Here is a 24898-nt window from a genome sequence, read left to right as displayed (position 1 = left end):
TCCTACCCTGTCAGGAATGCGTCTGATCATGGTAGGAATATTCAAAGCGTTTATTCTACAGAAATGATATACGAGTAAATTGGTTGGTTACCTGGGTGGATTTCAACTTCCGCATTTGGAAATTGATCCTCTATCCAGTCTCCAAGTGCGGACGCTTCGCTTTCATCAGCATCCTCACCGAAAATGATGGTGATAATTTCATCTTCGTCACTCACCATTTCAGATAACAACGCCTCGACCGCCTCTTTTTGAGTTCCTTTCGACGTTACAATCTTTCCATCGAAGATTCCCATGAAATCGTCTTTCTTGATATCAACACCATCAATGCTTGTGTCACGTACCGCAAAAGTGATTTGTCCTGATTTGACGTGCTTGACAGCTTCAGTCATCGCTGATTGGTTATCATCTAAAGAAGCGGTGGGATTGAATGCGAGAAGTGCAGAAATCCCTTGTGGAACCGTTTTCGTTTTCACTACTGCCACTTCTTCTTCAACTACTGTAGCTGCTTGCTCCGCGGCCATCACAATGTTTCCATTGTTCGGAAGGATAAGCAACTTTTCAGCATTCGCTTCTTGAATCGCTTTGACAATGTCTTCCGTACTTGGATTCATCGTCTGCCCTCCGGCAATCACGACAGTCGCACCTAAACTTTTGAACAATTCTTCAATCCCTGACCCCATTGAAACTGTAACGATCCCGAAATCTTTTTTTGCTGATTGTGCAGGGATATTAGTTTCTGGTTCGGACTGATATTCATCATCTAAAATGGCCGAATGCTGTTCCCGCATGTTCTCAATTTTTATATTAATCAAGTCACCATACGTTTGAGCGAGAGTCAGCATATCTCCCGGTTTTTCCGTATGTATATGGACCTTGACGAGATCTTCATCAGAGACGACAAGTAAAGAATCACCATGCTCACTGAGCTGATTTCTGAATTCTTCTTCAGAAAATGGATTCTTTTCCGTTTTCTCAGATTTGAATTTCACCATGAACTCCGTGCAATATCCATAATGGATGTCTTCTGTTTTCATATGGCTTTGTGCCTTATGGTGTTCTGCATTCACAAGTTCATCCATAGATGGACCCGATATGCTGACTTCCGGAAGCTCTTTTCCTTCAAGTACAGCCAGGAATCCTTCATAAATCGTAACGAGTCCTTGTCCACCAGAATCAACTACACCAACTTCTTTTAAAACGGGCAATAAGTCCGGTGTACGGTCTAAAGATTCCTTCGCCTCTTTCAACGTCTGCTTCATAACTTCTACCATATCGTCTGATTTGCGAGCAGCCTTCGCTGCTTTTTTGGCCGAATCCTTAGCAACGGTCAGGATCGTACCTTCAACTGGTTTCATCACTGCTTTATATGCGGTTTCTACACCAGCTTCAAACGCTTCAGCAAATAATTTCGTGTCAATTTCACTATGTCCCTCTATCGCTTTCGAAAAACCTCTGAAAAGCTGGGATAAAATGACACCAGAGTTGCCACGGGCACCCATTAGGAGCCCTTTCGAAAATGATGTCGCTACTTTACTGGCGTCATCAGTTGATAGATTTCTTACTTCCTTCACACCAGAAGTGATCGTTAAATTCATATTCGTCCCAGTATCACCATCCGGTACTGGAAAAACATTAAGAGCGTCTACCATTTTTACGTTTCTGTTCAGGTTATCCGCTCCGAAAACGAACATTTGGGATAGCTTTTTTCCGCCTACCTTCTTAACTGTCACGAATCCTTCCTCCTCGTTACGGGTTCGTCACCCTCACGCCTTGAACAAATATGTTGACTGAATCTACAGATAGTCCGAGCATTTGATCAAGCGTGTACTTCACTTTTGTTTGTACATTGTGAGCTACTTCAGAAATTTTCGTTCCATAGCTGACGATGATATACATGTCTATGTGCACTTCATCCTCTTCTTGCCGCACGACAATTCCTCTGCTGAAATTGTCTCTGCCTAGAAGTTCAGTAATGCCATCTTTAATCTGCTTTTGTGAGGCCATTCCGATAATACCATAACAATCAATCGCAGCTCCACCTGCAATCGTTGCAATAACATCATTAGAGATATCAATTTCTCCGTAATTTGTTTTCATTTCTATAGACATGCAGAATCCTCCCTTGGATTATAATGACCTATGGCTAGTGTCATTTTACTATAATATCTTACAATTTGAAAGAAAATATCATAGAATCAAGATTTATCGTGTCAAGTAAATAAACTTGATAATCATTCTTGCATTCTTACACATCTCATGCTACTATAATGTAGTGTTTTCGTAAAAAGAAGTATATTAAATGTAATTGTTCATTACAATTTTTATTTGTAATAAAGGAGGTACCAATCATGGCTAGAAAATGTGTTGTTACTGGTAAGAAAACAAACTTTGGAAACAAGCGTTCTCACGCGTTGAACACTACAAAACGTAAATGGGGAGCGAACGTTCAAAAGGTTCGTATTCTTGTTGACGGTAAACCGAAACGTGTATACGTATCTGCTCGTGCCTTGAAATCAGGTAAAGTAGAACGTGTCTAATTTAAAAAAGCACAAAAAGGACTGGTTCATTATAATATGAGCCAGTCCTTTTTTCATTATTACTTTAGACTTTTAAATGATTGTTAACGGACACAGGAGAACTTAATTGATCAATTATCAACCGATTTACAAAAATAGCGGACACCAGGGACCTTATTTGATGAAAAATCATAGAAATTAGGTGTTTTATAGGCAAATAGCGTCTCTGATGTCCGTTAAATTCTCTAAAACCCATTATTTGTCACAAATAACGGCGCTGATGTCCGTTAACCTCGCTTTCCCCGCTTCGGTTTAAGAAATTAGTGACCTGCGTGACTAACGGGTCGCTTCCGCTTTTCTTGTGCCCGCGGATGCGAGTATATTTCCAAACTCAAAAAACAATTATCTTGCGAAAACAGCTAATTTTAAAAACAAAAAAGCACCTGGTTTGGTGCTTTTTTTGTTACCCTTTTTTAAATGACCCTAAGATCGCCCTCACGAATCCGCCCAAGAACTTTGGCAGTTTGATGGTATAAAATTTCATGATTCCGCCTCCTCCAACGTTAGTTTCCGGAAGATCTCACCTTCGGAAAATTAACATTCTATTTAAGTATATTCGTCTACTTAGAAATAGTACCCGGAGTTTTTAAATTTCCATCTCGATCTTTGCTTCTTATCATCATAATTATGCCGCTATCAAACGAATAAGTACCTTTTTTTGTTACAAGCTCATTTGAAATACAGAGGGTCGAGCCCCACTCTACTGTTGCATGATCCAACGGGTAACGGAAACCAGACAATGTCACCCCTGTCACAATTGGTGAAAACGGCAAGAAGGAAACGTACGGAAAATCCTGAATGGATTCAATCGTATATGTCCCCGGACCCTTCATGAGAATGATATTATCTCGATCAACGATTTCTATAGGTATTTGGGAATCAAGACCTGCTTTCAACATTTGAAAATTGATCAGCTCATGATCCAGTCGGCCGCCTGTGGCACCATATAAAATGATTTTTTCGGGATTCTGCTTAAGCGACCACCTCAACGCAAGTTCGAGGTCCGTCATATCTTTTTCTCGTTCAAACGTAAAGATCTTCATTTTCATGTCTTGAAGTCTAGTAACATCTTCACTCGTTATCGAATCAAAGTCACCGAAGGCAGCTTGTGGAACTATATTTCTTTTTTGAAGATAAAGGACCCCTTCATCAACACCAATATAAAAAGCATTTTCACTTTCCATCTCATGGGGCAGCAGATGTTCAGGTCCTCCAGAAACGATACAAATTGTTTGCAATAATGTCACTCTCCATGAACCAATTTAGGAGCAGTTTTTGATAAAAGAACTAATAGAATCACTGTCAGTATAAATGTCGGTGCAATGTAAGAAAAATTATACATGAAGGAATAGGTAAATGCTGGTGTACCTTCAGGTGCCTGATCAGCGAAAAATGCCACCCCAGAAATGACATGGCTTGCAAGGCGGAGTATGCTTCCAATAAAGGTACCTGCAATGATCAACAATACTCTCTTACCGAATGAATCGCTCCATTTCGGTCTTGCAAGGCCAGCCAATCCAACGACTAGAAATGCCAATGGATAATCTAGGATGACCTGTAAGAAATAATAGATATACGGATTGATCAATAATTGTAATAGACCGATCAACATCCCAGTCAATACCCCAGCAAATAACCCTCTACGGAAAGCCATGATAAAAATAGGTACCATCTCCAACGATACTGAACCTCCAAAAGCCCATGGACCGCTCAATTTAATAAATCCTAGTATAATCCCTAGAGCGGCCATAATTGCAACTTCAGCAATCAATAAATTACGATTTCTCATTTCTATTCTCCCCTTACAGTAAAGAACCCTTGACTGAACAATTAAAAAGCAACTGCATAGGGATACAGTTGCTTTCATCAAATATAATCATTTGAAAGCCGACTTCCCTCCGCAGGTTTTAGCCTGTTCAGGTTCTCAGGGTCAGGAGCATACACTCCACTCTCAATCTCTTACGGAGATTCCCCTAGTGGTTTCTTTACAATCTTTATTCTTTTACTAATTACTTATTATACACCACGGATGGACTCGATTGCATCCTTCCTGTTCTCTTTCTTATAAATGGCAGATCCAGCAACAAGGACATTCGCGCCGTATTCTCTGCATAATTTCGCTGTTTCAGGATTGACCCCGCCATCGACTTCAATGTCGATATCAAGACCTTTTTCATCACATAGATCAGAAACTTCCTTGATTTTCGGCAAAACTTGTTTAATGAAGGACTGGCCGCCGAATCCCGGGTTTACTGTCATCAATAATACAAGATCGAGATCTTCGATGACGTGTTCAATCATAGTGACGGGTGTGTGTGGATTTAGCACGACACCTGCTTTTTTTCCATGATCTTTAATCAGGTGAATAGATCGATGCAGATGCGGACAAGCTTCCACATGGACCGAAATGATGTCGGCACCAGCTTTAGCGAATTCCGGAATGAATTGGTCAGGGTTTTCAATCATTAGATGGACATCTAATGGTAAATCAGTAATCGGCCGGATTGCATCTACAATCAATGGCCCGATGGTGATATTCGGAACAAAATGCCCATCCATCACATCCACATGGATATAGTCGGCTCCTCCCCGTTCAACATCTTTTATTTCTTCACCTAACCGCGAGAAATCTGCGGAAAGAATCGATGGTGCGATTTTAGTCATGACTAGTACCTCCGTTTTTGGTCTTTGATCTCTTGAAGAAATTGAACATAATGGTCATATCGGAATTGTGCGATCTCGTCATTTTCCAATGCTTCTTTTACTGCGCACTTCGGCTCTGATATGTGTGTACAACCTCTGAACTTACATTCCGGCCGCAAATCACGCATCTCTGGAAAATAGATTGATAAATCCTCGGGCTCGATATCGATGAAATCCAATGAACTGAATCCTGGAGTATCTGCTACAAGCCCATCTCCAAATGGAATCAGTTCTACATGCCTTGTCGTATGTTTGCCTCTCCCGAGATGATCTGAAATATCGTTCGTTTCTAAATTCAAATCAGGATTGAGCGAATTCAACAAAGTGGACTTTCCAACACCTGATTGTCCTGCAATGACTGTTACCTTGTTATCGAAAAGTGCTCTCACCTCTTCCAGACCTTTATCTTCGGTGGAGGAGGTTTCGAGGACTTGATATCCGACCCGACGGTAGACCGCCAACTCTTTTGCAATTTCCGTATCATCCTCTAACAAGTCTAATTTACTGACACAGATGACCGGAAGAATTTCATTAGCTTCAATATGGACTAAAAAACGATCCAAAAGGAGCGATTTAAAGCTTGGCCGGCGTGCGGAAAAAATGATCAGTGCCTGATCTACATTGGCAACAGGCGGTCTGATCAGTTCATTCTTCCGTTCGAAGATTTCCATAACATAACCGTCTGTCTGATTGGTCGATTCAAACTCTACTTCATCTCCCACAAGCGGTGTCAACTTACGCTTGCGGAAGTTGCCTCTTCCTCGACATTGATAGATTTCATTCTCTTCTTCACTTTTCACATAATAATATCCGCTCAACGCTTTAATGATCGTCCCTTTTGGCATGCAGTCCATCTACTCTCCATTCTGAAAGTTTTTTGCTTCTTCATAGGTATATGAGTCACTATAATAGTCTTCATCATCTACATAGACTTTGTAACTACCTTCACCGTTATACTCCACAGTAAGAGGAATTTCAAACTGTTCTGTTTCAGAGATTTCTTTATCAACAATGGTTTTCTCACCGTTTGCGTCATTCGTCACGATACGGACATGTTTCGGTTCATTCTTTTTTCCCTTGCCTTTTCCGTTACCGTTTCCTGGGTCGTTACCGTTTCCTGGGTCATCCCCGCTTCCGCCATCATCATCGAATTCGATTTCAACCATATCTTTGATCGTCACTGGCTCTGGTAGACCTTTTGAGACGGTTACAGTAATTTCATCCCCAGCCCGGACGGCTTCACCGGGGCTCGGGTCTGTCCTGATGATATTCCCCTCATTGATATCCTCTGAATACTCTCGCTCGTCAGCCTCTTTTAAGGTAATTCCGTTTTCATCAGCATACGTTTTGGCTTCTGCAAGTGATTTCCCTGTAAGATCAGCAAGTTCAAAAGACGGTGGCCCGCTGCTGACATATAATATCAACACTTCTTGGCCGGGGACGACCATTTCCCCCGCTTCAGGAAATTGTTCAATGATTTGCCCTACAGGCACATCTTCACTGCTTCTTGATGGATAATCGACGCGTTTGAAATAATCTTCCACATTCGTCCGCTTAACATCATCTTCTTCTTGACCGACATAGTTCTCTACTTCAAACTTTTCAGGACCGGTACTAACATACAGTTTTACTGTCGCATTTTCTTTTACAGCAGATCCTGGTGCAGGGGTTTGTCGGATGACATTCCCCTCTTCCACTTCAGCACTTGGCTGTTCCTCTTTTTCCGGATTCAGTCCTGCATCCTTGATTTTCTCATAAGCCTCCGTATACGGCTGATTGATGACGTCTGGGACAGGAACCTCTTTCGTTTGGAAAATTTCTGGCCACAAGGTTACTGCTGCAACACCTGCAATACCTAATAGAAGAAAAATCATTAAAATGATTGCAATCCAATTTTTCTTTTTCTTCTTTTTCTTGCCTTTATTCGGATTAGATTTCTCTTTTTCCGTATTATTGACAGGTGGGACTGGAGCCGTTTTCATTTGTTCCGTCATATTCCCGATCGGCGTAAGGACTTTCGTAGCCTCTTCATCTTCATCGATCGAATGTTTCGGTTCATTGAGACGCTCAGGATCAAGCGCTGTATTCAAATCTTCTTCCATTGCCTGAACATTATCAAATCGTTCATTTGGATCCTTGGCCATTGCCTTCAATATGATATTCTCGACACTCTGTGGGATGTCGGGATTGATAAACTTCGGTTCCGGAAACTGCTCCTGAAGATGTTTCAAGGCTACCGAAACAGCTGACTCACCTGAAAAAGGTAGTCTGCCAGTCACCATTTCATAGAGTACGACACCCATAGAGTAGATATCAGATTTATTATTTGCAATCCCGCCTCTTGCTTGTTCTGGCGAAAAATAATGTACACTGCCAAGTACAGAATTGGTATGCGTGATCGTAGCAGAAGTTGCAGCTAATGCGATACCGAAATCTGTTACTTTAGCATTTCCATCCTCATCTATTAAAATATTATGTGGTTTGATATCACGGTGAACAATATGATGCTCGTGGGCATGGGCGATCGCAGAAGAAATCTGTTTCATGATCTCAACTGAACGTTCTGGTGATAGCGGTCCTTGTTCACGGATAATCTGTTTCAATGTTTTTCCTTGTACATACTCCATCACGATAAAGTAGATTTGCTCTTCTTCACCGACATCGACAATATTGACGACATTCGGGTGGTTGAGACTCGTCGCTGACTCGGCTTCACGTCGAAAACGCCTAATGAAATCCTCATCTGTAGAGTATTCTGAACGCAGCACTTTCACTGCGACGATCCGATCAAGAATTAGATCTTCTGCTTTATAGACAACCGCCATCCCACCATCACCAATGACCTCAAGAATCCTGTATCGATCACTGATACGTCTGCCAATCATGTGGATGCACCTGCTTCGGGACTAACATCGTTATACAATAAGATAAGGGTAATGTTATCTTCCCCCCCAGCATCATTCGCCATTTTGATGAGTTGGTTCACTTTGTCTTCAAGAGACCCATCCCCTGTAACGACTTCTAACATCATGTTTGCTGGAACCTTGTTTGAAAGTCCATCTGAACATATAAGTAGATAATCACCTTGCCCCCAAGAATAGTTCAGGTTATCGATCCTTACCTTTGCATCGGTCCCGACAGATCTCATGACAACATGCTTTCGAGGATGATACTCCGCTTCTTCAGATGTAATTTGACCTGACTTCACCAGTTCGTTGACAAGTGTATGATCATCAGTCAACATGCTGATCGTCTGATCGTGGATATGATAACAACGGCTATCCCCTACATGCCCTAATGAAACTTCATTCTCTGTAGCTCTGAGCAGGACCACTGTGGTCCCCATACCATGGCACTCTGGATGTTCATTTGCATACGTATAAATACTGGTATTCGCATCCTCAATTAAAGATTGAATTACATTTGGAGTTTCAATCTTTTCTTTTATGTATGTATCAAGATGTTCCCTAATATAATCGACAGCCATTTGGCTGGCGACATCCCCGGCGTTATGCCCTCCCATTCCATCTGCAACGACAGCGAAAACATCCGAGGCAGAAATCTGGATTACTGCCCCGCTGTCTTCATTATGGGATCGTACTTTACCTTGGTCAGTTTGAAAAGATGCCTTCAACAACCTTCTTCACCTCGTTTCGTCCTTACGCTCCTTCGCACGTAATTGACCGCAAGCAGCATCGATATCATGACCCTGCTCTCGACGAATGGTAACATTCACACCGCGTTCTTTTAACGTACTCTCAAATTTAAAAATTTGGTTTTTAGGTGTACGGACGTAATCTCTCTCTGGTACATAGTTTACAGGAATTAAGTTAACATGACACTTTATATCTTTGATCAGATCAGCCAAAAGTTCAGCATGCTCAACCTGATCATTCACTCCACCGAACAAGCCGTATTCAAATGTGACACGACGGCCAGTCTTCCGGATATAATATCGGATCGAGTCCATCAGATCCTCAAGTGGATACATACGGTTAACTGGCATGAGCCTGCTTCGGATTTCAGTAGTTGGCGCATGCAGAGAGATCGCAAAATTGATCTGCATTCCTTCATCTGCAAACTCATAGATCTTTGGTACAACCCCACTTGTAGAAACCGTGATATGCCGTGCTCCGATGTTCAATCCTTCATCATGATTGATGATTCTAAGGAACGAAATCAAATCTTCATAGTTATCGAAAGGTTCTCCAATCCCCATGATCACTACTGAACTGACTCGTTCATCTGTTTCATCCATAGCACGCTGTACCTCTAATACTTGTGCAACGATTTCGCCTGCCTTCAGGTTGCGTTTCAGACCGCCCAGTGTAGAAGCGCAGAATGTACAACCTAATCGGCACCCAACTTGTGTCGTGACACAAACACTGTTTCCATACTCATGTCTCATCAACACCGTTTCAATCGAATAGCCATCTTCAAGTTCAAAAAGAAACTTGATCGTCCCATCTTTGGATTCTTGCCGGACCACCTGTTTTAAAGGTGTGATAACAAATGCGTCATTCAGCTTTTCACGAAGGTCCTTTGAAAGGTTCGTCATCTCATCAAATGATGTCACTCGTTTCCTATACAGCCATTCATAAATCTGTTTGGCACGAAACGATGGTTCACCTGCTTGTTTCAACCAATCTAAAAGGTCCTCATACTTTAATGAAAATATCGATGCGCCTACGTTTGGATTGGTCTGTTTTTCCGTCAACGGTTTTAACATGTTCCATCACCGCCTTTTCTAGAAGTTTTTCTTAAACATGCAATATAAAATCCGTCACTGTTGAAATTTTGAGGAAGGATCTGGACCTCACCCTTCAAATCTGATACGTATGGTTGTACGGATTCCGGCAGCCTCTTAGATAAAGAGACATCCCATTCAAATTCAGGATGGCGATCTAAGAATCGATCAACCTGGTTGCCGTTCTCTTCTGCTTCTATTGTACACGTACTGTACACTAATAATCCACCAACCTTAACAACACGAGCGACTGCTTCCAATAATTCAGATTGAACCTTTTGAATCCGTTCGATATCTTCTGGTTGTTTCGCCCATTTGATATCCGGTTTTCTCCGGATCACCCCAAAACCAGTACAAGGGGCATCAAGAAGAACACGATCAAATGTTTCTTCCTTGAATAATTTCGCTGCTTTCCTAGTATCCATCGCAATCGTTTCAATATTCGTCAATCCAAGCCGATCCACCTGCTCTTCTATAAGCTTTACTTTATGATCATGCAGATCGATCGCTGTGATCTCTCCCTTATCTTCCATTCTTTCGCTAAGATGAGTTGTTTTCCCACCAGGTGCGGCACAGGCATCCAATACACGTTCACCTGGTTGTGGGTCAAGTGCATAACCGACTAGCATCGAGCTTTCATCTTGAATTGTTAGACAACCTGAACCGTAAAGTTCTGATTTAGGAAGATTACCTGATAAAATCTTGATTCCATCTGGCACGAATTTGCTTGGTTCCGCTTCCACAGACTGCTCTTCCAAGCGCCTAACAGCTTCTTCAGCGGACATCTTCAAACGGTTCACCCTGGCTGTAACTGAAGGCGGGGTGTTGTTAATCGTACACATATCTTTCGTGCGTTCGTCTCCAAGCTGGTCGCCCCAGCGAGCAACCAACCATTCTGGATGACTGCACTCAATGGCTAATTGTAACCTCTCATCTTCAATTGATGCAACACCAGGGACCCCTTTTCGTTGGATATTCCGAAGCACGCCATTGACGAATCCGGAAATACCTTTGTGCCCCTTCTTTTTTGCAATCACAACTGCTTCATTGATGATTGCGTGGTCTGGGACCCGATCCAGGTAGACCATTTGATAGACGGACAGCCGTAAAAGTACCAGAACCCAGTCTTCGAGTTTATCCAATGGTTTTTTTATGAACGATTTCAAGTAATGATCCAATGTGTTTTTCCTTTGGACCGTCCCATAAACGATTTCAGTCAAAAGACCTGCATCTTTCCCTGAAAGGTTGTTTTTTTGGATTGCCTGATTCAATAAAAGGTTGCTATATGCTTGTGAGCGGTCAATTTTCAATAACAGCTCTGTAGCAACTTCTCGTACATTCTTCATACTTATTCACCGAATTTCATTTCTGTAGTCAGTTGTGCACCCGCAAGGTATTGAGTAGCTTCCAAACGTTTCTTCCCTGCCGGCTGCAGCTCTGTTATCCTTATCGCTGTCTTATCCCCTGTCGCTACCAGGATTCCTTTGTTATTTAAAGCTAGAATTTGCCCCGGATCACCTTTATGTTCAACCGGTTCTTTTGTTCCCCACCAGACTTTCACATTCTTACCTTCTAGCGATGTATAAGCGACAGGCCATGGGTTCAATCCTCTAATCTGGTTATAGATGTCTTCACCGTCTGCTGTCCAATCAATTTTTTCCATTTCTCTAGAAATATTAGGAGCATACGTGACGTTAGATTCGTCTTGCGGGATCCGCTGCAACTCATCATTCACCAGCATTGGAATCGTATCCCCAAGCAATTCTGCCCCTGCCTCGCTCAACTTATCATGTAAGCTACCAACATTGTCATCCTCTTCGATTTCGATCGTTACTTGACTAAGCATATCTCCCGCATCCAGTTTTTCTACCATATACATGATCGTTACGCCGGTTTCTTTCTTCCCATCGATGATTGCTTTATGGATGGGTGCCCCTCCACGGTATTCAGGAAGTAAAGAGGCATGAACGTTTATACAGCCGAGTTCAGGATAATCCAACAGTTCGCCAGGTAAAATCTGTCCATAGGCTGCTGTGACGATCAGATCTGGCTTATACTTCAAGATTTCTTCATATTCCGTCCTCACCTTTTTAGGTTGTAAAACAGGGATTTCATGCCGTAACGCCTCCTGTTTCACGGGTGGGGGTGTAATCACTTTCTTCCGGCCGACCGGCTTATCTGGCTGAGTAACGACAGCCACTACTTCATAACCATCACGGATGAGTCTTTGTAAAACCGGAACTGAAAAATCCGGAGTTCCCATAAACACGATTTTCATATAATCACCTATCTTAATAAGTCCATTATTTTAAAAAATTCTTCAAAATTCACTCCCTTACCGCGGGCGAATGAAAAGCGGAATCGAACCGATTAATTCACGTAGATCTCTGGAAAACTGACGGAGACTCGAACCAAACAAAGACTTGGTTCTACGTGGCCTCACTCATAAGGATGTCAATCAATGTGTCGACCGCCGCAGGAAGTTTGAAGTGATCCAAATGACTGGTTGCTGAGCTGGACATCACTTCCATGCAATAATCCACTTCCTCCAGCCTCCTCACTTCATCCTGCTTGAAACCGAGTTGCATTTACCTGTTAACGGACACAGGAGACCTTATTTGACCAAAATAATTGTATTTTACTAACTTAGCGGACAACAGGGACCTTATTTTACGAATATCATAGAAAATCAGCTACTTTTTTAAAAATAACGGCTCTGGTGTCCGGTAAAATTCAGAAACACCGATTTAGTTCATAAATAACGGCTCTGGTGTCCGTTAACTGAAAACATTATTGCTTGGTCTCGCCCAGAATGCGGATTACGTAGGAGTGTCGTGAATTTCGTTAAAAAAACCAGGCATGAAGGTTTTAACGCCCAGTAAAACCGAGTTACGATCACTGCCTAAAATCTCACGTCCTATGACAACGGCAGTACTATCACGTCCCAAGTTCAAAATGAGGACAAACAGAGCCGAGAAATTCGAGGCACGGAAGCTACGAAGACCGGAGCGTATTTTTTATACGTGAGGATCTGAGTAGCAACGTAACGAAGAAGTACGACAGAACTGTTTCCCGGAATTTTGAACTATCCTCTTATTACATGATTGTTTGAGGATGAATATCCACGCCAATAACCAACCCATCCCTCTGCATCCTCTTCTGGTAATGGACCAGAATTTCATTCAATGTTTCTTTTAAATTCGGTTCATTTTTGTATTTTATCACGCATTGGTAGCGATATCTATCTTTCATACGAGGAATCGGTGATGCTACTGGTCCGAGGACGATGGCTTGTGAACTGAGGGATTCTTTCAACCGTCCTGCAATTTTTTCGCATATGTCCACGACATACATCAATTCTTCGTGTGAAATCGTGATTAGGGACAAGAAATAAAAAGGCGGGTATTGGTGTAATTTCCGAATTTGCATTTCCTTATTATAAAAAGTGAGAAAATCATGATGCTGGGCAAGTTGGATACTATAGTGTTCTGGTGTATAGCTCTGGATGACCACTTCACCTGAAAGTTCATGTCTTCCTGCTCTTCCCCCTACCTGAGTTAATAGCTGGAACGTCCGTTCAGAGGAACGGAAATCTGGGAGGTGGAGCATAGAATCTGCAGCTAGAACACCTACGAGCGTCACGTTCGGAAAATCCAATCCCTTTGCGATCATTTGTGTCCCTAACAAAATATCCGCTTTTTTCTCGGCAAACGAATTCAATAGTTTTTCATGCATCCCTTTGCGGCTAGTGGTATCAACATCCATTCGGATCACTTTCGCTTCTGGCATCAGCCTGTTAAGCTCTTCCTCGACTTTCTGTGTTCCTGTTCCGAAAAAACGGATGTGTTCTGAGTTGCATTCAGGGCAATTGGAGGGCTGCTGTGCTTCATAACCACAATAATGACACTTGAGCGTGCTGTACCGTTTATGGAAAGTAAGGGAAATGTCACAATGTGGACATTGTGCGACATAACCGCAATCCCGACAATTGATGAAGGTGGAGTAACCGCGTCTGTTCAAAAGCAGAACGCTTTGTTGACCTTTCTCTTTCCGGTCTTTCAAACGCTCAAAGAGTGTCTCTGAGAATAAGGATCGATTGCCTGAACGCAACTCTTCCCTCATATCGACAATTTCAGCTTTCGGCATATCCCTATTATTCACACGTTCGCTGAGGGTGCAAAGCGTGTATACCCCTTTTTGCGCACGTGCATAAGACTCCAACGTCGGTGTTGCACTGCCAAGCACTACCGGACACTTATGGAATTTTCCTCTTTGGATCGCAATATCCCTTGCATGATAGCGGGGATTCTCTTCTTGTTTATAGCTTGATTCGTGTTCTTCATCGATGATGATGATTCCAAGTTTCTTAAATGGTGCGAAGATTGCTGAACGCGCTCCAACGACCACACGTGCTTCATTACGATGTATTTTTCGCCACTCATCATACTTTTCTCCAACTGAGAGACCACTATGCAATACCGCTACTTCTGAACCAAACCGACTTTTGAATCGATGTACCATCTGCGGTGTCAATGAAATTTCCGGAACAAGCATGATTGCCTCCCTTCCGAGATGGAGGACTTGTTCGATTGCTTGCAGATAGATTTCCGTCTTTCCGCTACCTGTTACTCCATGAATGAGAAACGTTTCATGAGTTTCAGTATTGATATCCTCTAAAATAGGCTCGATTGTCTGCTTTTGTTCACTGGTGAGCGGTAACGATATCGTTTTTTCAAATTCACGATCCTGGTAAGGGTCCCGGTACAATTCCTTATCCGATTCAAGAAGCAGTTGCTTATCAATCAACCCCTTCACCGCCGCACGTGAGCTGTTGGTTTTCTCAATCAACGTTTGAGTAAGCATTTCTTGGTGTTTCGATTCAAGTAAAAAAGTCAAAATAGCCGCTTGTTTTGGCGCACGTTTTATAATCTCATCCCGTGCTTCCGCTAACTCTTCAGGCGTTTTTGAGATTTTGATGACCTTCTGTTTCTTTTTGTTTCCTTTTGATCGTATTTCATAGTGGACATCAAGTTGGCCATCACTCAAACCTGTTTGTACACTGCGTACATATTCTGAGCCCATCTTCAATACCTCATCCCAGCTCAGACCTTTATCAGATTGGAGGGATTCCTGGATATTTTCCGGAAACCGGTCCAAATCAGTTCCCTCCGTCTTGTAGATGCGCTTCGTGTAGTTCATTTTCATAGCCGCCGGCAACATCGACTGATAAGCAGAATGAAGAAAACATAAAGTGTTATCTGCAATCCATTTTCCAAGTTCAATCAATTCTTCATTAATAACCGGAGAAGGGTCGACAACATCTTCAATCTTCTTCAATCTTTTATGCTCAGATGCCTCCTTCAAATTGATTACGAATCCTGTCAGTTTTCTGGGTCCAAAAGGCACAACGACACGTATGCCGATTTGCACAGCACTTTCCAGATCGTCCGGGATCCGATAGTCGAACGCCCGGTCCGTACCAATTGCTGGAACATCGACAATCACCCCAGCAATCATCCTTTATTTAACCCTTTCATGTATCGGAGGGATTCTTCCAGCACCATCTCTGCTACTTGTTTTTTGGATACTAAGGCACTCTTTCGTTCATGACCATCCTTGCCGTAAATATAAACTTGATTCGTATCCCCTTCGAATCCTGATCCTTTTTGAGAAACGTCATTCGCAACAATCAGGTCTAGATTCTTTCTTTCTAGCTTATCTTTCGCGTAACGCTCAACATTATCCGTTTCAGCAGCAAAACCGACTAATGTTTGTCTTGTCTTGTACCGGCCGAGTTCCTTCAAGATATCCTTTGTTCTTTCCATCTCAACCGACAAGTCTCCCTCGCTCTTTTTCACTTTCGAATCATATGTGAGTTTCGGGCGATAGTCAGCCACTGCTGCAGATTTGATCACTAGGTCTGCATCAGCATAAAGTGACATTACAGCTTCAAACATTTCTTCAGCAGTCTCCACAGGGATCACCTCAACTCCGAATGGGGGCTTAAGTACCGAAGGACCGCTGACAAGCGTTACCTTTGCACCAAGTGAAGCGGCTGCTTCTGCTAAGGCGTAACCCATCTTGCCAGTTGAACGGTTGGAAAAATACCTCACAGGATCGATATGTTCTCTTGTTGGCCCCGCTGTGATAAGCACATGTTTATTCTGTAAAACTTGATGATCCGCTTCCTTAAAAAATGTACTGATCGCTTCAAGAATTTCAACTGGTTCTGCAAGTCTTCCTTTACCAACATAACCACATGCTAATAAACCTTCCCCAGGTTCTATGAAACGGCATCCGAAGTCAGCCAGTTTTTCCATATTCGAATAGACTGCGGGATGTTCATACATATGGACATTCATGGCAGGAGCGATCATTATTGGAGCCGTCGTTGCTAACAATGTCGTAGAGATCATATCATCTGCAATCCCGTTTGCCAGTTTACCAATGCTGTTTGCTGTTGCAGGTGCAATGACGACCAGATCAGCCCAATCAGCCAAATCAATATGTGCCACACCAGACGGGTCTTTTTCATCAAACGTATCATGATATACAGGATTTCTTGATAGTGTTTGGAAGGTCAATGGTGTAACGAATTCCATCGCAGACTTTGTCATCATCACCTTAACCTCATACCCAGATTGTCTGATTTGACTCGTCAGGGCTGCTGCTTTAAATACCGCTATTCCTCCGGTCACGCATAGCAAAATGTTTTTATTGCTAGACACTGAAACCATCCCCTACTACTTTTTGTATACATAATATATTTACGGTGAATACATGTTCGAGAAACTCTATTATTCACAATTGTTGTTTAGGCGAAATTCACTCCCTTTCCGCGGGCAAACGAAAAGCGGAAGCGACCCGGTTAGGCACGTAGGTCACTGGAAAACTGACGAGGAGGCTGTCGCCGCCGCAGGAAGTTTGAAGTGATCCAAGTAACTGGTTGCTGAGCTAGACAACACTTCCCTGCATTAACCCATTCCGCAGGCCTCCTCACTTGCACAGGACGTGCTGGCTTCGACGTTCACCACAGGACGTGGTGGCTTTTAGTCGAAGATCCTTTAAAAGTGTGCGGGGTCTCGCCTGGCTCGCTTTTCCCGCAGGAATGTCGCAAATTTCGCTTAAAGTGATAATTATAATCCTAACTGTGGATTTCGCTAAGATCAGCAGTTACTAACTAAGGTAAAAAAAAGCCGACCCATAAGAAAAGTGTCAGGCGTCTCCCCGGCAACAAATTGAATCAAGATGTTGGTTCAACGGAGTACGTCAGACACTTATGGGTCAACCCCTTTATCCTTCTAGCTTGGTAATGTCATAGCTTAGTTTTCCATCGATGATCTCTTCTAAAGCCACACCCACAAATTTATTGGATTTCGGATCATCAATCTTCGGCTCGGATGCCTGTTGGAGCATTCGCGCTCTTTTAGCTGAAACTGTCACCAGTGTGTATTTGGAATCGATTTTCTCCATCAAAGAATCGATTGAAGGATATAACATTTACTCAACCTCCAGTAATCTCAAGTATTGTTTTTTGATTCTTTCTTTCTTACAATGTTCCGCAATTGCAATCGATTTAACACGATTGCATGCAGCCTGTATTTCATCATTCTCCACAACATAATCGTAATAATCCATCATTTCTAGTTCTTCCTTAGCAACGGACATTCGATTATTGATCAATTCTTCTGTTTCCGTCCCACGGCCAACGATTCGATTTCGAAGTTCAGCAAGGCTTGGAGGAACAAGGAAAATGAACACGCCCTCAGGCACCAGTTTTCGTACTTGCAAAGCACCCTGTACTTCAATTTCAAGCAGAACATCCTTACCGGAAGCCAACGTTTGCTCTACATAATGCAAAGGAGTCCCGTAGTAGTTCCCCACATATTCTGCCCATTCAAGAAGTTCATTCTGTTCAATCATTTTTTCAAATTCATCTCGGGATTTAAAGAAGTAATCAACCCCATCCTGCTCACCTTCACGAGGTTTACGGGTAGTGACGGAAATCGAAAATTCAAGCCCATTCCATTGTTGACGCAATGCTCGGTTCACTGTTCCTTTTCCAACTCCGGAGGGGCCAGATAAAACGAACAAAATTCCTCTCTCATTTTTCATATTAACCTTTACACCTCAGTCACTCTCTAATCTTCTGTCAAATCCTCTTTGTTTAGTAATCTTTGAGCTACTGTTTCGGGTTGTACAGCAGAAAGGATAACATGATCACTGTCAGTGATGATCACGGCACGTGTCCTTCTACCATAAGTCGCATCTATCAATTTATGCTGTGTCCTTGAATCTGTTATGATTCGCTTGATTGGAGCAGATTCTGGACTTACGATCGAAATGATACGATTTGCCGAAACAATATTTCCAAATCCAATGTTGATCAATTTAATGTTCATTTGTTACCTCCTGGCTATCTATATCTAGCGTATCCAAGTTTCTTAACGTACAACCCTCTAGATCATACCTTATTCGATGTTTTGTACTTGTTCTTTGATTTTTTCTATTTCACTCTTTAATTGTACAACATTTTTATTGATTGAATAATCATTTCCTTTCGACCCGATCGTGTTGCTTTCACGATTCATCTCCTGGACGAGGAAATCCAATTTTCTTCCCACAGGTTCAGATTCCCCTAGAATGTCTCTGAATTGACTGAGATGACTTTTCAAACGGATCAATTCTTCATCAATGCTGCATTTATCAGCAAATATCGCAACTTCAGTCAGGATGCGGTCTTCATCTAATTCGACTGTTCCATCATTGATGCTTTTGATCCTTTTATAAAGCCGTTCTTTATAAGCCTCTTGAACATCTGGTGCAAAGGATTCTACTTCGTTGAGGATTTTTTCAATCACAGTTAGCCGTTGATTGAGATCTTCTCTCAAATGTTTTCCTTCCTCTGCTCTCATTTCGCTCAATTCAGAAGCCGCTTTTTCTACAGATTCAAGTATCTTACCTGCAAATTCATCGGATACATTCTCTTTTTCGTGAATAGAAACGATGTCCGGAAATGTTAGGAGTTGATGATAACGGATTCGATCTTGAATATTATATCGTTCATTTGCACGTTCATGTGCCGCAACATACTGATCCATCAATCCCCAATCCACAGTTAATTCGCGTTCTACACCCGTTTCGCCTTCAACGGTGATCCACACATCAGCCTTACCCCGTTTTATGTATCGTGTGACACAACGCTTGACCTTATCCTCAATGATCGTCAGCTGTCTCGGCATCCGAACATGAACCTCAGTAAAACGGTGGTTCACGGATCTGATCTCTGTAGTGATCGTGAATTCATCATACTCAATGCATGCTCTCCCAAAACCCGTCATACTTTTAATCACATTATCACATCCATTGTACTATTCTATACAATTTTACAACAGTGGACAAGAATATGAAAGATTTATAGTTCCAAATTCCTTTTAAAGCGGAAATACAGAATCCTGCGCAAGTTAGGAATCTTTTGGGACCGCCAGTAAAACGTAAACCTTACCAAAATGCTCAGTCCCCACTCCAAAATCGATGTTTTAATCCGAATATAGGAGAAAAACAGATTAATTAAGGCAAAATGGTTTGTAATTATTCATAAAATGCAGAGGTTGAACGTAAATAAGGGAAAATGATAGGTCAACTTATATGGAATTCTGATTTATCTACAAAAGCAAGATTTTATCTACAAATACAAAAACCTTCCACTTTGAGAGTATAGCTGCACCGCAAAAAGTATAACTCTGTTATTATTATTGTTGATTTCTGCGAAATTCACTCCCTTTCCGCAGGCAAACGAAAAGCGGAAGCGACCCGGATAGTCACTGGAAAATTGACGAGGAGGCTGTTGCCGCCGCAGGAAGTTTGAAGTGATCCAAGTGACTGGTCGCTGAGCTAGATATACTACCCTGTATTAACCCACTTCCGCAAGCCTCCTCACTTGCACAGGACGTGCTGGCTTCGACGTTCACCACAGGACGTGGTGGCTTTTAGTCGAAGATCTTTTAAAAGAATGCGGGTCTCGCCTGGCTCACTTTCCCGCAGAAGTGTCGCGAATTTCGCAACAAAGTCTTCTACAGATTAAAGTGTAAAAAGCAGTGGTCTTTGACAGACCACTGCTTTTCATAATTCATTAGGCTTGCTTGATTGACTGGCCTTTGTACTTCTTCTTATTGAACAGGTGTGATCCTGCAAGTGCGAAGGTTGGTAATGCAGCCATACCAAGGACTAATAGACATTCCCTGATAGTGAGACTTGTAGTATGGAAGATTGGCTGCAGAGGCGGATAATATACAACGACAGCAAGCAGAGCGATTGACGAGATGACTGCCCATACAAGATATATATTTCCGAATGGATTGCGATGGAATACAGAACGCTCACTTCTGCAATCGAACACATGGATCAACTGTGCCATTACAAGCGTTGAAAATGCAATCGTTTGTGCTCTGACTAGATTTTCCGGATTTTCAAAATAGGCGATACAGAAGGCAATGATCGTGACGATTCCGATTAAAAATCCACGACTGATGATTTTCCAGCCAAGCCCTCGTGAAAACACACCTTCTTTCGTAGACCTCGGCGCTCTTTTCATGACATTTTCTTCAGCACTATCCACCCCCAGTGCCATTGCAGGCAAACCATCCGTCACCAGATTCACCCAGAGGATTTGGATTGGGACGAGGGGTAATGGTAATGCAAGCAGCATCGCAAACAACATCACTAAAATTTCTCCAACATTGGATGCAAGCAAGTAACGTATGAACTTCCGTATATTCTCATAAATGTTCCTGCCTTCTTCAATAGCGGCTTTGATCGTTGCAAAGTTATCATCCGAAAGGACAAGGGAAGAAGCTTCTCTGGCAACATCCGTCCCTGATTCACCCATCGCAATTCCGATATTCGCAGCTTTGATTGCAGGCGCATCATTAACACCGTCACCGGTCATCGCCACCACATGTCCTCTATTTTGAAGTGCTTTGACGATTTTCAATTTATGTTCAGGAGATACCCTTGCAAAGACATAGACATCATCCACGACTTCCTCAAGCTCTTCAACGGTCATTGCCGCCAATGTCTTTCCTTCCATTACTTTTCCATGATCGGGGAGCATGTTCAGCTCTCGGGCGATTGCTTTTGCTGTGACGATATGATCACCGGTAATCATGACGGTCTTGATTCCAGCCTGCTGACAGTCAATGATTGAATCAATTGCTTCCGGTCGTGGGGGATCAATCATCCCTTGTAATCCGATGAAGGTCAGATTCGATTCCGCTTCGAAAGAAGTGCTTATTCTTTCCCCTTTTTTCAAAGGACGAAAAGCGACTGCGATCGTTCTCAGAGCACGGCTTCCCATTCTATCGACAGCCTGATGTACGCCGTTTTTCCTCGAATCGTCCAAATAGGCTTGCCGATTATTCCATAAGATGTTATCACATCTGGATAACACGACGTCTGGAGCCCCTTTTGTCACGATATACTCCTGATTATCTGAGGTGCGGACAATGACACTCATCATCTTTCTATCAGAATCAAATGGATACTCATCTTGGATTTGATAAGCTCCTTGCAACGTCTCTTTACTCAATCCTGCTTTTTGACCTGCTATGAGCAAAGCAATTTCAGTCGGATCTCCATTTATCTGATAACCATTTTTCCCTTTTCTCTCTGAAAATTTGATTGTAGCGTTATTACAGAGCACTCCAAAGGTTAAAAGCTGTTTCAAAGCCGGAAATTTATCGACTTCTACAGGTTGATCTCCATTTATAAAGTCTCCAGTCAACTCAAAACCTGTTCCTGTCACCTGCCAGGTCTTGCCGCTGCTCCAAATATCCGTGACTGTCATTTTATTTTGAGTGAGGGTACCTGTCTTATCCGAACAGATGACTGTTGCACAGCCTAATGTTTCGACTGAAGGGAGCTTTCGGACGATCGCGCGCCGTCGGATCATTTTCTGTACACCTAGCGCGAGTGCAATCGTCACAATGGCAGGTAAGCCTTCTGGAATGGCGGCAACCGCTAGTGAGACTCCAGCAAGAAACATCGTATACACATCATGACCTTGGATGACCCCGACTACGACGACAAGGGCAGTCAGTAACAGTGCGACGAGGATCAGGATCTTACCAAGCTGCTCAAGCCGGCGTTGCAATGGGGTCTGTAAGCCTTCTTCGCTCTTCAGGAGGTGGGCGATCTTCCCCATTTCTGTATCCATAGCCGTACCGACTACGATTCCCGTTCCTTTTCCATTGGAGACGAGTGTGCCCATGAAGCACATGTTCTCTTGATCCCCAGGTTCATGATCACCTTGTAAGCTTACTGTTCCATTTTTTTGTGATGGCAAAGATTCTCCTGTCAGAGCTGATTCTTCCACAGACAATGATTTGGCATCGATCAACCTTACATCTGCACCGATCCTGTCCCCTGCAGAGAAGCGGATGACATCCCCTATGACAGCCTCACGAGAAGGAATTGTAATCCAATCCTTATCACGTAATACCTGGACTTTCGGACTTGAAAGCTGTTTTAATGCTTGTAAAGATCGTTCGGCTTTCCGTTCTTGCAAGAAACCCAGAATTCCATTCACGAAAACGATGAGCATAATCGTAATGGCGTCCATATACTCTCCAAGAATCCCAGAGATCAATGTTGCAATCAATAACACTAAGACCATGAAATCCTTGAATTGTGCTAAAAAAACGATAATGGCAGACATTCGTTCTTCTTGTTGCAGTTCATTGGGGCCGTCCTTCGCAAATCGTTTTTTAGCTTCTTTTACGGTTAATCCTGTTTTGGTGCTTGTTTGAAGTCTTTCTTCAATTTCTGAAGTTGAGAACGTATACCATTTCATCCTTCCACCCCGTTTAAACCTTCTTATACAAGCCATCTATATTCAGGATTGTCCCAAAAAATGCTATAATGGAACGGGAAATTGTTTGTATGCTTATGAAAAAGAATAAAGTTCTAGCTTAAAAGATTGTAAAAAACCTTACCGATCAGGTATCAATATATTGGAGTGAAACATTATGTCTTTCGACGGTATCATGACAAGAGCCATTACACACGAACTTACCGAAAACCTTGCCCAAGGAAAAATCACGAAAATCTATCAACCATTTCCGACAGAGTTGATCTTTGTCATACGTTCAAAAGGGAAATCTAGACGATTGCTATTATCAGCAAATGCAAGTTTTCCGAGGATACATATCACTGAACAGCAATATGAAAATCCCAAAGTACCACCGATGTTTTGTATGTTACTTCGTAAACATCTTGAAGGCGGGGTCATAGACCGGATCGAACAATCTGGACTGGAGCGGATCATCACTTTCCATATTGCTTCAAGAAATGAAATTGGAGACATTACTCACAAACAGTTGATCGTTGAAATCATGGGAAGACATAGTAACATCTCACTGGTAGATGCCGAAACGAATGTGATACTCGACTGTGTGAAGCATATCCCGCCAACTCTAAACAGACACCGGACGCTGCTTCCAGGCAGTCCATACATTTTCCCGCCATCACAAGACAAAGCAAACCCACTAGAGTCAGATGAAGATACTTTCATCCGCAGATTGGATTTCAACAGCGGGAAACTTGACCGGCAAATTGTTCAGAATTTCGAAGGGATCTCTCCACTTGTTGCCAATGAAATCATTTCAAGGTCAAAATTGGGGGACCGCAGTTCGTTAGCTTCCTCCTTTTTAAAAGTGATAGAAGATGTAAAAAACCATATTTATCAACCGATGATGCTCATTACAGTTAACAAAGAATATTATTCAGTCATCGAATTATCTCACTTAAAAGGAGAGGTTACTCGTTTTCATACAATCAGCAGTCTTTTAGATCGTTACTTTTTCGGAAAAGCAGAAAGAGATCGTGTCAAGCAACAGGCCACTGATCTTGAAAAATTCCTGAGGAATGAACTGAAAAAGAACGAACAGAAATTGCCGAAGTTGAAGGAAACCTTATCAAACTCTGAAAAAGCGGAAACATTCAAGCTTTATGGGGAGCTGATCACTGCGAATATCTATCAACTGAGCCGTGGAATGAAAAAAGCAGAATTGCCGAATTATTATGATGAGAATGGCGGTACAGTCACTATACCTTTAGACAATCAAAAAAACCCGTCTGAGAATGCACAGCATTACTTCAAGCGGTATAATAAATTAAAAAATTCGATTCAATATGTCTATGAACAGATCAACGAGACGAATAACGAAATCAAGTATCTTGAGTCTTTGTTACAACAGCTGGACTCAGCGTCTGCAAGTGATGTAGAGGAAATTCGTGAAGAGTTGGAAGAGGGGCATTACTTAAAGAAAAAAAGCCGCTCCAAGCAAAAGAAAAACCATAAGCCGGCTATTGAGCATTACCGTTCTACAACAAACGTTGACATTTGGGTTGGCAAAAATAACAAACAGAATGATTATTTGACAAACAAGTTTGCCAATGCGAACGATGTGTGGCTTCATACAAAAGATATTCCAGGATCACACGTTGTCATCCGAAGCAACAATCCTGATGAAACAACCCTGCAGCAAGCTGCGAATATTGCAGCTTATTTCAGTAAAGCGAAACATTCGGGTTCCGTCCCTGTAGATTACACATTTATCAAACATGTTAAAAAACCGAGCGGTGCAAAACCAGGTTTTGTAACCTATGATACTCAAAAAACCATTTACGTCACTCCTGACGAGGATCTGGTCTATCAATTGCTGCAACGACGCGGATGAATGAAAATAGAACCCCTTTCTGTAGGGTGATGATTTTCAAAAGCTTTATGTAAAAGGTTTAATTTTCTTAAGAGTAGTGAATTATACAATTAAGAAATTAACCCCACATAAGTTTCAGTAAAATTCGAAATCAG

At 42.3% G+C, this 24898-nt stretch carries 21 protein-coding genes and 1 riboswitch; of the genes, 2 read left to right on the top strand and 19 right to left on the bottom strand.

What is annotated here, in order from left to right; genetic code table 11:
• Nucleotides 1-50: 50 nt before the first annotated feature.
• Both KOL94_RS03845 and KOL94_RS03840 read right to left on the bottom strand, forming a co-directional pair.
• On the bottom strand, nt 51-1730 hold the full coding sequence (locus KOL94_RS03845; RefSeq protein ID WP_221564190.1) for a DAK2 domain-containing protein: 1680 nt from the start codon (nt 1728-1730) through the stop codon (nt 51-53).
• Between the two features lie 16 nt (nt 1731-1746).
• Nucleotides 1747-2109 (bottom strand): Asp23/Gls24 family envelope stress response protein, encoded by a 363-nt coding sequence (locus KOL94_RS03840; RefSeq protein ID WP_221564188.1) that lies wholly within the window; start codon nt 2107-2109, stop codon nt 1747-1749.
• A gap of 239 nt (nt 2110-2348) precedes the next feature.
• On the opposite strand from KOL94_RS03840, the gene rpmB reads away from it, so the two are divergent.
• Nucleotides 2349-2537, top strand: a complete 189-nt coding sequence (gene rpmB, locus KOL94_RS03835) for a 50S ribosomal protein L28 (RefSeq protein WP_221564186.1) — start codon at nt 2349-2351, stop codon at nt 2535-2537.
• Nucleotides 2538-2979: 442 nt separating this feature from the next.
• On the opposite strand, the gene spoVM is transcribed toward rpmB, so the two are convergent.
• From spoVM to KOL94_RS03750, 17 genes are all read right to left on the bottom strand, one after another.
• Nucleotides 2980-3060, bottom strand: a complete 81-nt coding sequence (gene spoVM, locus KOL94_RS03830) for a stage V sporulation protein SpoVM (RefSeq protein WP_096199318.1) — start codon at nt 3058-3060, stop codon at nt 2980-2982.
• A gap of 76 nt (nt 3061-3136) precedes the next feature.
• A complete protein-coding gene (locus KOL94_RS03825) occupies nt 3137-3814 on the bottom strand; it encodes a thiamine diphosphokinase (protein WP_260412190.1) in 678 nt (225 codons plus the stop codon).
• Between the two features lie 5 nt (nt 3815-3819).
• A complete protein-coding gene (gene thiT / locus KOL94_RS03820; protein WP_221564183.1) occupies nt 3820-4365 on the bottom strand; it encodes an energy-coupled thiamine transporter ThiT in 546 nt (181 codons plus the stop codon).
• Between the two features lie 87 nt (nt 4366-4452).
• Nucleotides 4453-4561, bottom strand: a riboswitch (TPP riboswitch).
• Between the two features lie 31 nt (nt 4562-4592).
• Complete coding sequence (gene rpe, locus KOL94_RS03815) at nt 4593-5240, bottom strand: ribulose-phosphate 3-epimerase (protein ID WP_221564181.1); 648 nt, start codon at nt 5238-5240, stop codon at nt 4593-4595.
• A gap of 2 nt (nt 5241-5242) precedes the next feature.
• Complete coding sequence (rsgA, locus tag KOL94_RS03810) at nt 5243-6124, bottom strand: ribosome small subunit-dependent GTPase A (protein ID WP_221567576.1); 882 nt, start codon at nt 6122-6124, stop codon at nt 5243-5245.
• A gap of 9 nt (nt 6125-6133) precedes the next feature.
• A complete protein-coding gene (gene pknB / locus KOL94_RS03805; protein ID WP_221564179.1) occupies nt 6134-8164 on the bottom strand; it encodes a Stk1 family PASTA domain-containing Ser/Thr kinase in 2031 nt (676 codons plus the stop codon).
• Nucleotides 8161-8913 (bottom strand): Stp1/IreP family PP2C-type Ser/Thr phosphatase, encoded by a 753-nt coding sequence (locus KOL94_RS03800; RefSeq protein WP_221564177.1) that lies wholly within the window; start codon nt 8911-8913, stop codon nt 8161-8163. The genes pknB and KOL94_RS03800 overlap by 4 nt, the downstream gene beginning before the upstream one ends.
• A 9-nt stretch (nt 8914-8922) precedes the next feature.
• Nucleotides 8923-10008 (bottom strand): dual-specificity RNA methyltransferase RlmN, encoded by a 1086-nt coding sequence (gene rlmN / locus KOL94_RS03795; RefSeq protein ID WP_221564175.1) that lies wholly within the window; start codon nt 10006-10008, stop codon nt 8923-8925.
• Nucleotides 10002-11372: a 16S rRNA (cytosine(967)-C(5))-methyltransferase RsmB gene (gene rsmB / locus KOL94_RS03790; protein ID WP_221564173.1), complete on the bottom strand. Its 1371-nt coding sequence runs from the start codon at nt 11370-11372 to the stop codon at nt 10002-10004. Before rsmB ends, rlmN begins: the two co-directional genes overlap by 7 nt.
• Before the next feature lie 2 nt (nt 11373-11374).
• Nucleotides 11375-12304 carry a methionyl-tRNA formyltransferase gene (gene fmt, locus KOL94_RS03785; RefSeq protein WP_221564171.1) on the bottom strand — a complete coding sequence of 310 codons (930 nt, stop codon included), beginning with the start codon at nt 12302-12304 and terminating at the stop codon, nt 11375-11377.
• Nucleotides 12305-13122: 818 nt separating this feature from the next.
• Complete coding sequence (gene priA, locus KOL94_RS03780) at nt 13123-15543, bottom strand: primosomal protein N' (RefSeq protein WP_221564169.1); 2421 nt, start codon at nt 15541-15543, stop codon at nt 13123-13125.
• Nucleotides 15540-16754, bottom strand: a complete 1215-nt coding sequence (gene coaBC / locus KOL94_RS03775; protein WP_311775099.1) for a bifunctional phosphopantothenoylcysteine decarboxylase/phosphopantothenate--cysteine ligase CoaBC — start codon at nt 16752-16754, stop codon at nt 15540-15542. Before coaBC ends, priA begins: the two co-directional genes overlap by 4 nt.
• A gap of 565 nt (nt 16755-17319) precedes the next feature.
• Nucleotides 17320-17526 (bottom strand): DNA-directed RNA polymerase subunit omega, encoded by a 207-nt coding sequence (gene rpoZ / locus KOL94_RS03770; protein WP_221564165.1) that lies wholly within the window; start codon nt 17524-17526, stop codon nt 17320-17322.
• Complete coding sequence (gene gmk / locus KOL94_RS03765) at nt 17527-18141, bottom strand: guanylate kinase (protein WP_221564163.1); 615 nt, start codon at nt 18139-18141, stop codon at nt 17527-17529.
• Nucleotides 18142-18167: 26 nt separating this feature from the next.
• Nucleotides 18168-18428, bottom strand: coding sequence for an extracellular matrix/biofilm regulator RemA (remA, locus tag KOL94_RS03760; protein ID WP_221564161.1), 261 nt, complete (start codon nt 18426-18428; stop codon nt 18168-18170).
• 69 nt (nt 18429-18497) lie between these two features.
• Complete coding sequence (locus KOL94_RS03755) at nt 18498-19379, bottom strand: YicC/YloC family endoribonuclease (RefSeq protein WP_221564159.1); 882 nt, start codon at nt 19377-19379, stop codon at nt 18498-18500.
• A 779-nt stretch (nt 19380-20158) separates the two neighbouring features.
• Entirely contained in the window at nt 20159-22876 is a 2718-nt protein-coding gene (locus KOL94_RS03750) for a calcium-translocating P-type ATPase, SERCA-type (RefSeq protein ID WP_221564157.1), read from the bottom strand.
• A 175-nt stretch (nt 22877-23051) separates the two neighbouring features.
• Here KOL94_RS03750 and KOL94_RS03745 point away from each other — a divergent pair, with 175 nt between their 5' ends.
• Complete coding sequence (locus KOL94_RS03745) at nt 23052-24764, top strand: Rqc2 family fibronectin-binding protein (RefSeq protein ID WP_221564155.1); 1713 nt, start codon at nt 23052-23054, stop codon at nt 24762-24764.
• The last annotated feature ends 134 nt before the right edge of the window (nt 24765-24898 follow it).

The sequence above is a fragment of the Alkalihalobacillus sp. TS-13 genome, assembly GCF_019720915.1.
Classification (GTDB): domain Bacteria; phylum Bacillota; class Bacilli; order Bacillales; family Fictibacillaceae; genus Pseudalkalibacillus.
Note: the sequence above shows the minus strand (reverse complement) of the source record. Positions and strands in the feature narration are given on the sequence as shown.

Bases quoted from the DNA above. Each gene is read 5' to 3' on its own strand.
- KOL94_RS03840 (WP_221564188.1), bottom strand. From the start codon at position 2,109: ATGTCTATAGAAATGAAAACAAATTACGGAGAAATTGATATCTCTAAT.
- rpmB (WP_221564186.1), top strand. From the start codon at position 2,349: ATGGCTAGAAAATGTGTTGTTACTGGTAAGAAAACAAACTTTGGAAAC.
- spoVM (WP_096199318.1), bottom strand. From the start codon at position 3,060: ATGAAATTTTATACCATCAAACTGCCAAAGTTCTTGGGCGGATTCGTG.
- thiT (WP_221564183.1), bottom strand. From the start codon at position 4,365: ATGAGAAATCGTAATTTATTGATTGCTGAAGTTGCAATTATGGCCGCT.
- rpe (WP_221564181.1), bottom strand. From the start codon at position 5,240: ATGACTAAAATCGCACCATCGATTCTTTCCGCAGATTTCTCGCGGTTA.
- rsgA (WP_221567576.1), bottom strand. From the start codon at position 6,124: ATGCCAAAAGGGACGATCATTAAAGCGTTGAGCGGATATTATTATGTG.
- pknB (WP_221564179.1), bottom strand. From the start codon at position 8,164: ATGATTGGCAGACGTATCAGTGATCGATACAGGATTCTTGAGGTCATT.
- rlmN (WP_221564175.1), bottom strand. From the start codon at position 10,008: ATGTTAAAACCGTTGACGGAAAAACAGACCAATCCAAACGTAGGCGCA.
- rsmB (WP_221564173.1), bottom strand. From the start codon at position 11,372: ATGAAGAATGTACGAGAAGTTGCTACAGAGCTGTTATTGAAAATTGAC.
- fmt (WP_221564171.1), bottom strand. From the start codon at position 12,304: ATGAAAATCGTGTTTATGGGAACTCCGGATTTTTCAGTTCCGGTTTTA.
- priA (WP_221564169.1), bottom strand. From the start codon at position 15,543: ATGATTGCTGGGGTGATTGTCGATGTTCCAGCAATTGGTACGGACCGG.
- rpoZ (WP_221564165.1), bottom strand. From the start codon at position 17,526: ATGTTATATCCTTCAATCGATTCTTTGATGGAGAAAATCGATTCCAAA.
- gmk (WP_221564163.1), bottom strand. From the start codon at position 18,141: ATGAAAAATGAGAGAGGAATTTTGTTCGTTTTATCTGGCCCCTCCGGA.
- remA (WP_221564161.1), bottom strand. From the start codon at position 18,428: ATGAACATTAAATTGATCAACATTGGATTTGGAAATATTGTTTCGGCA.
- KOL94_RS03750 (WP_221564157.1), bottom strand. From the start codon at position 22,876: ATGAAATGGTATACGTTCTCAACTTCAGAAATTGAAGAAAGACTTCAA.
- KOL94_RS03745 (WP_221564155.1), top strand. From the start codon at position 23,052: ATGTCTTTCGACGGTATCATGACAAGAGCCATTACACACGAACTTACC.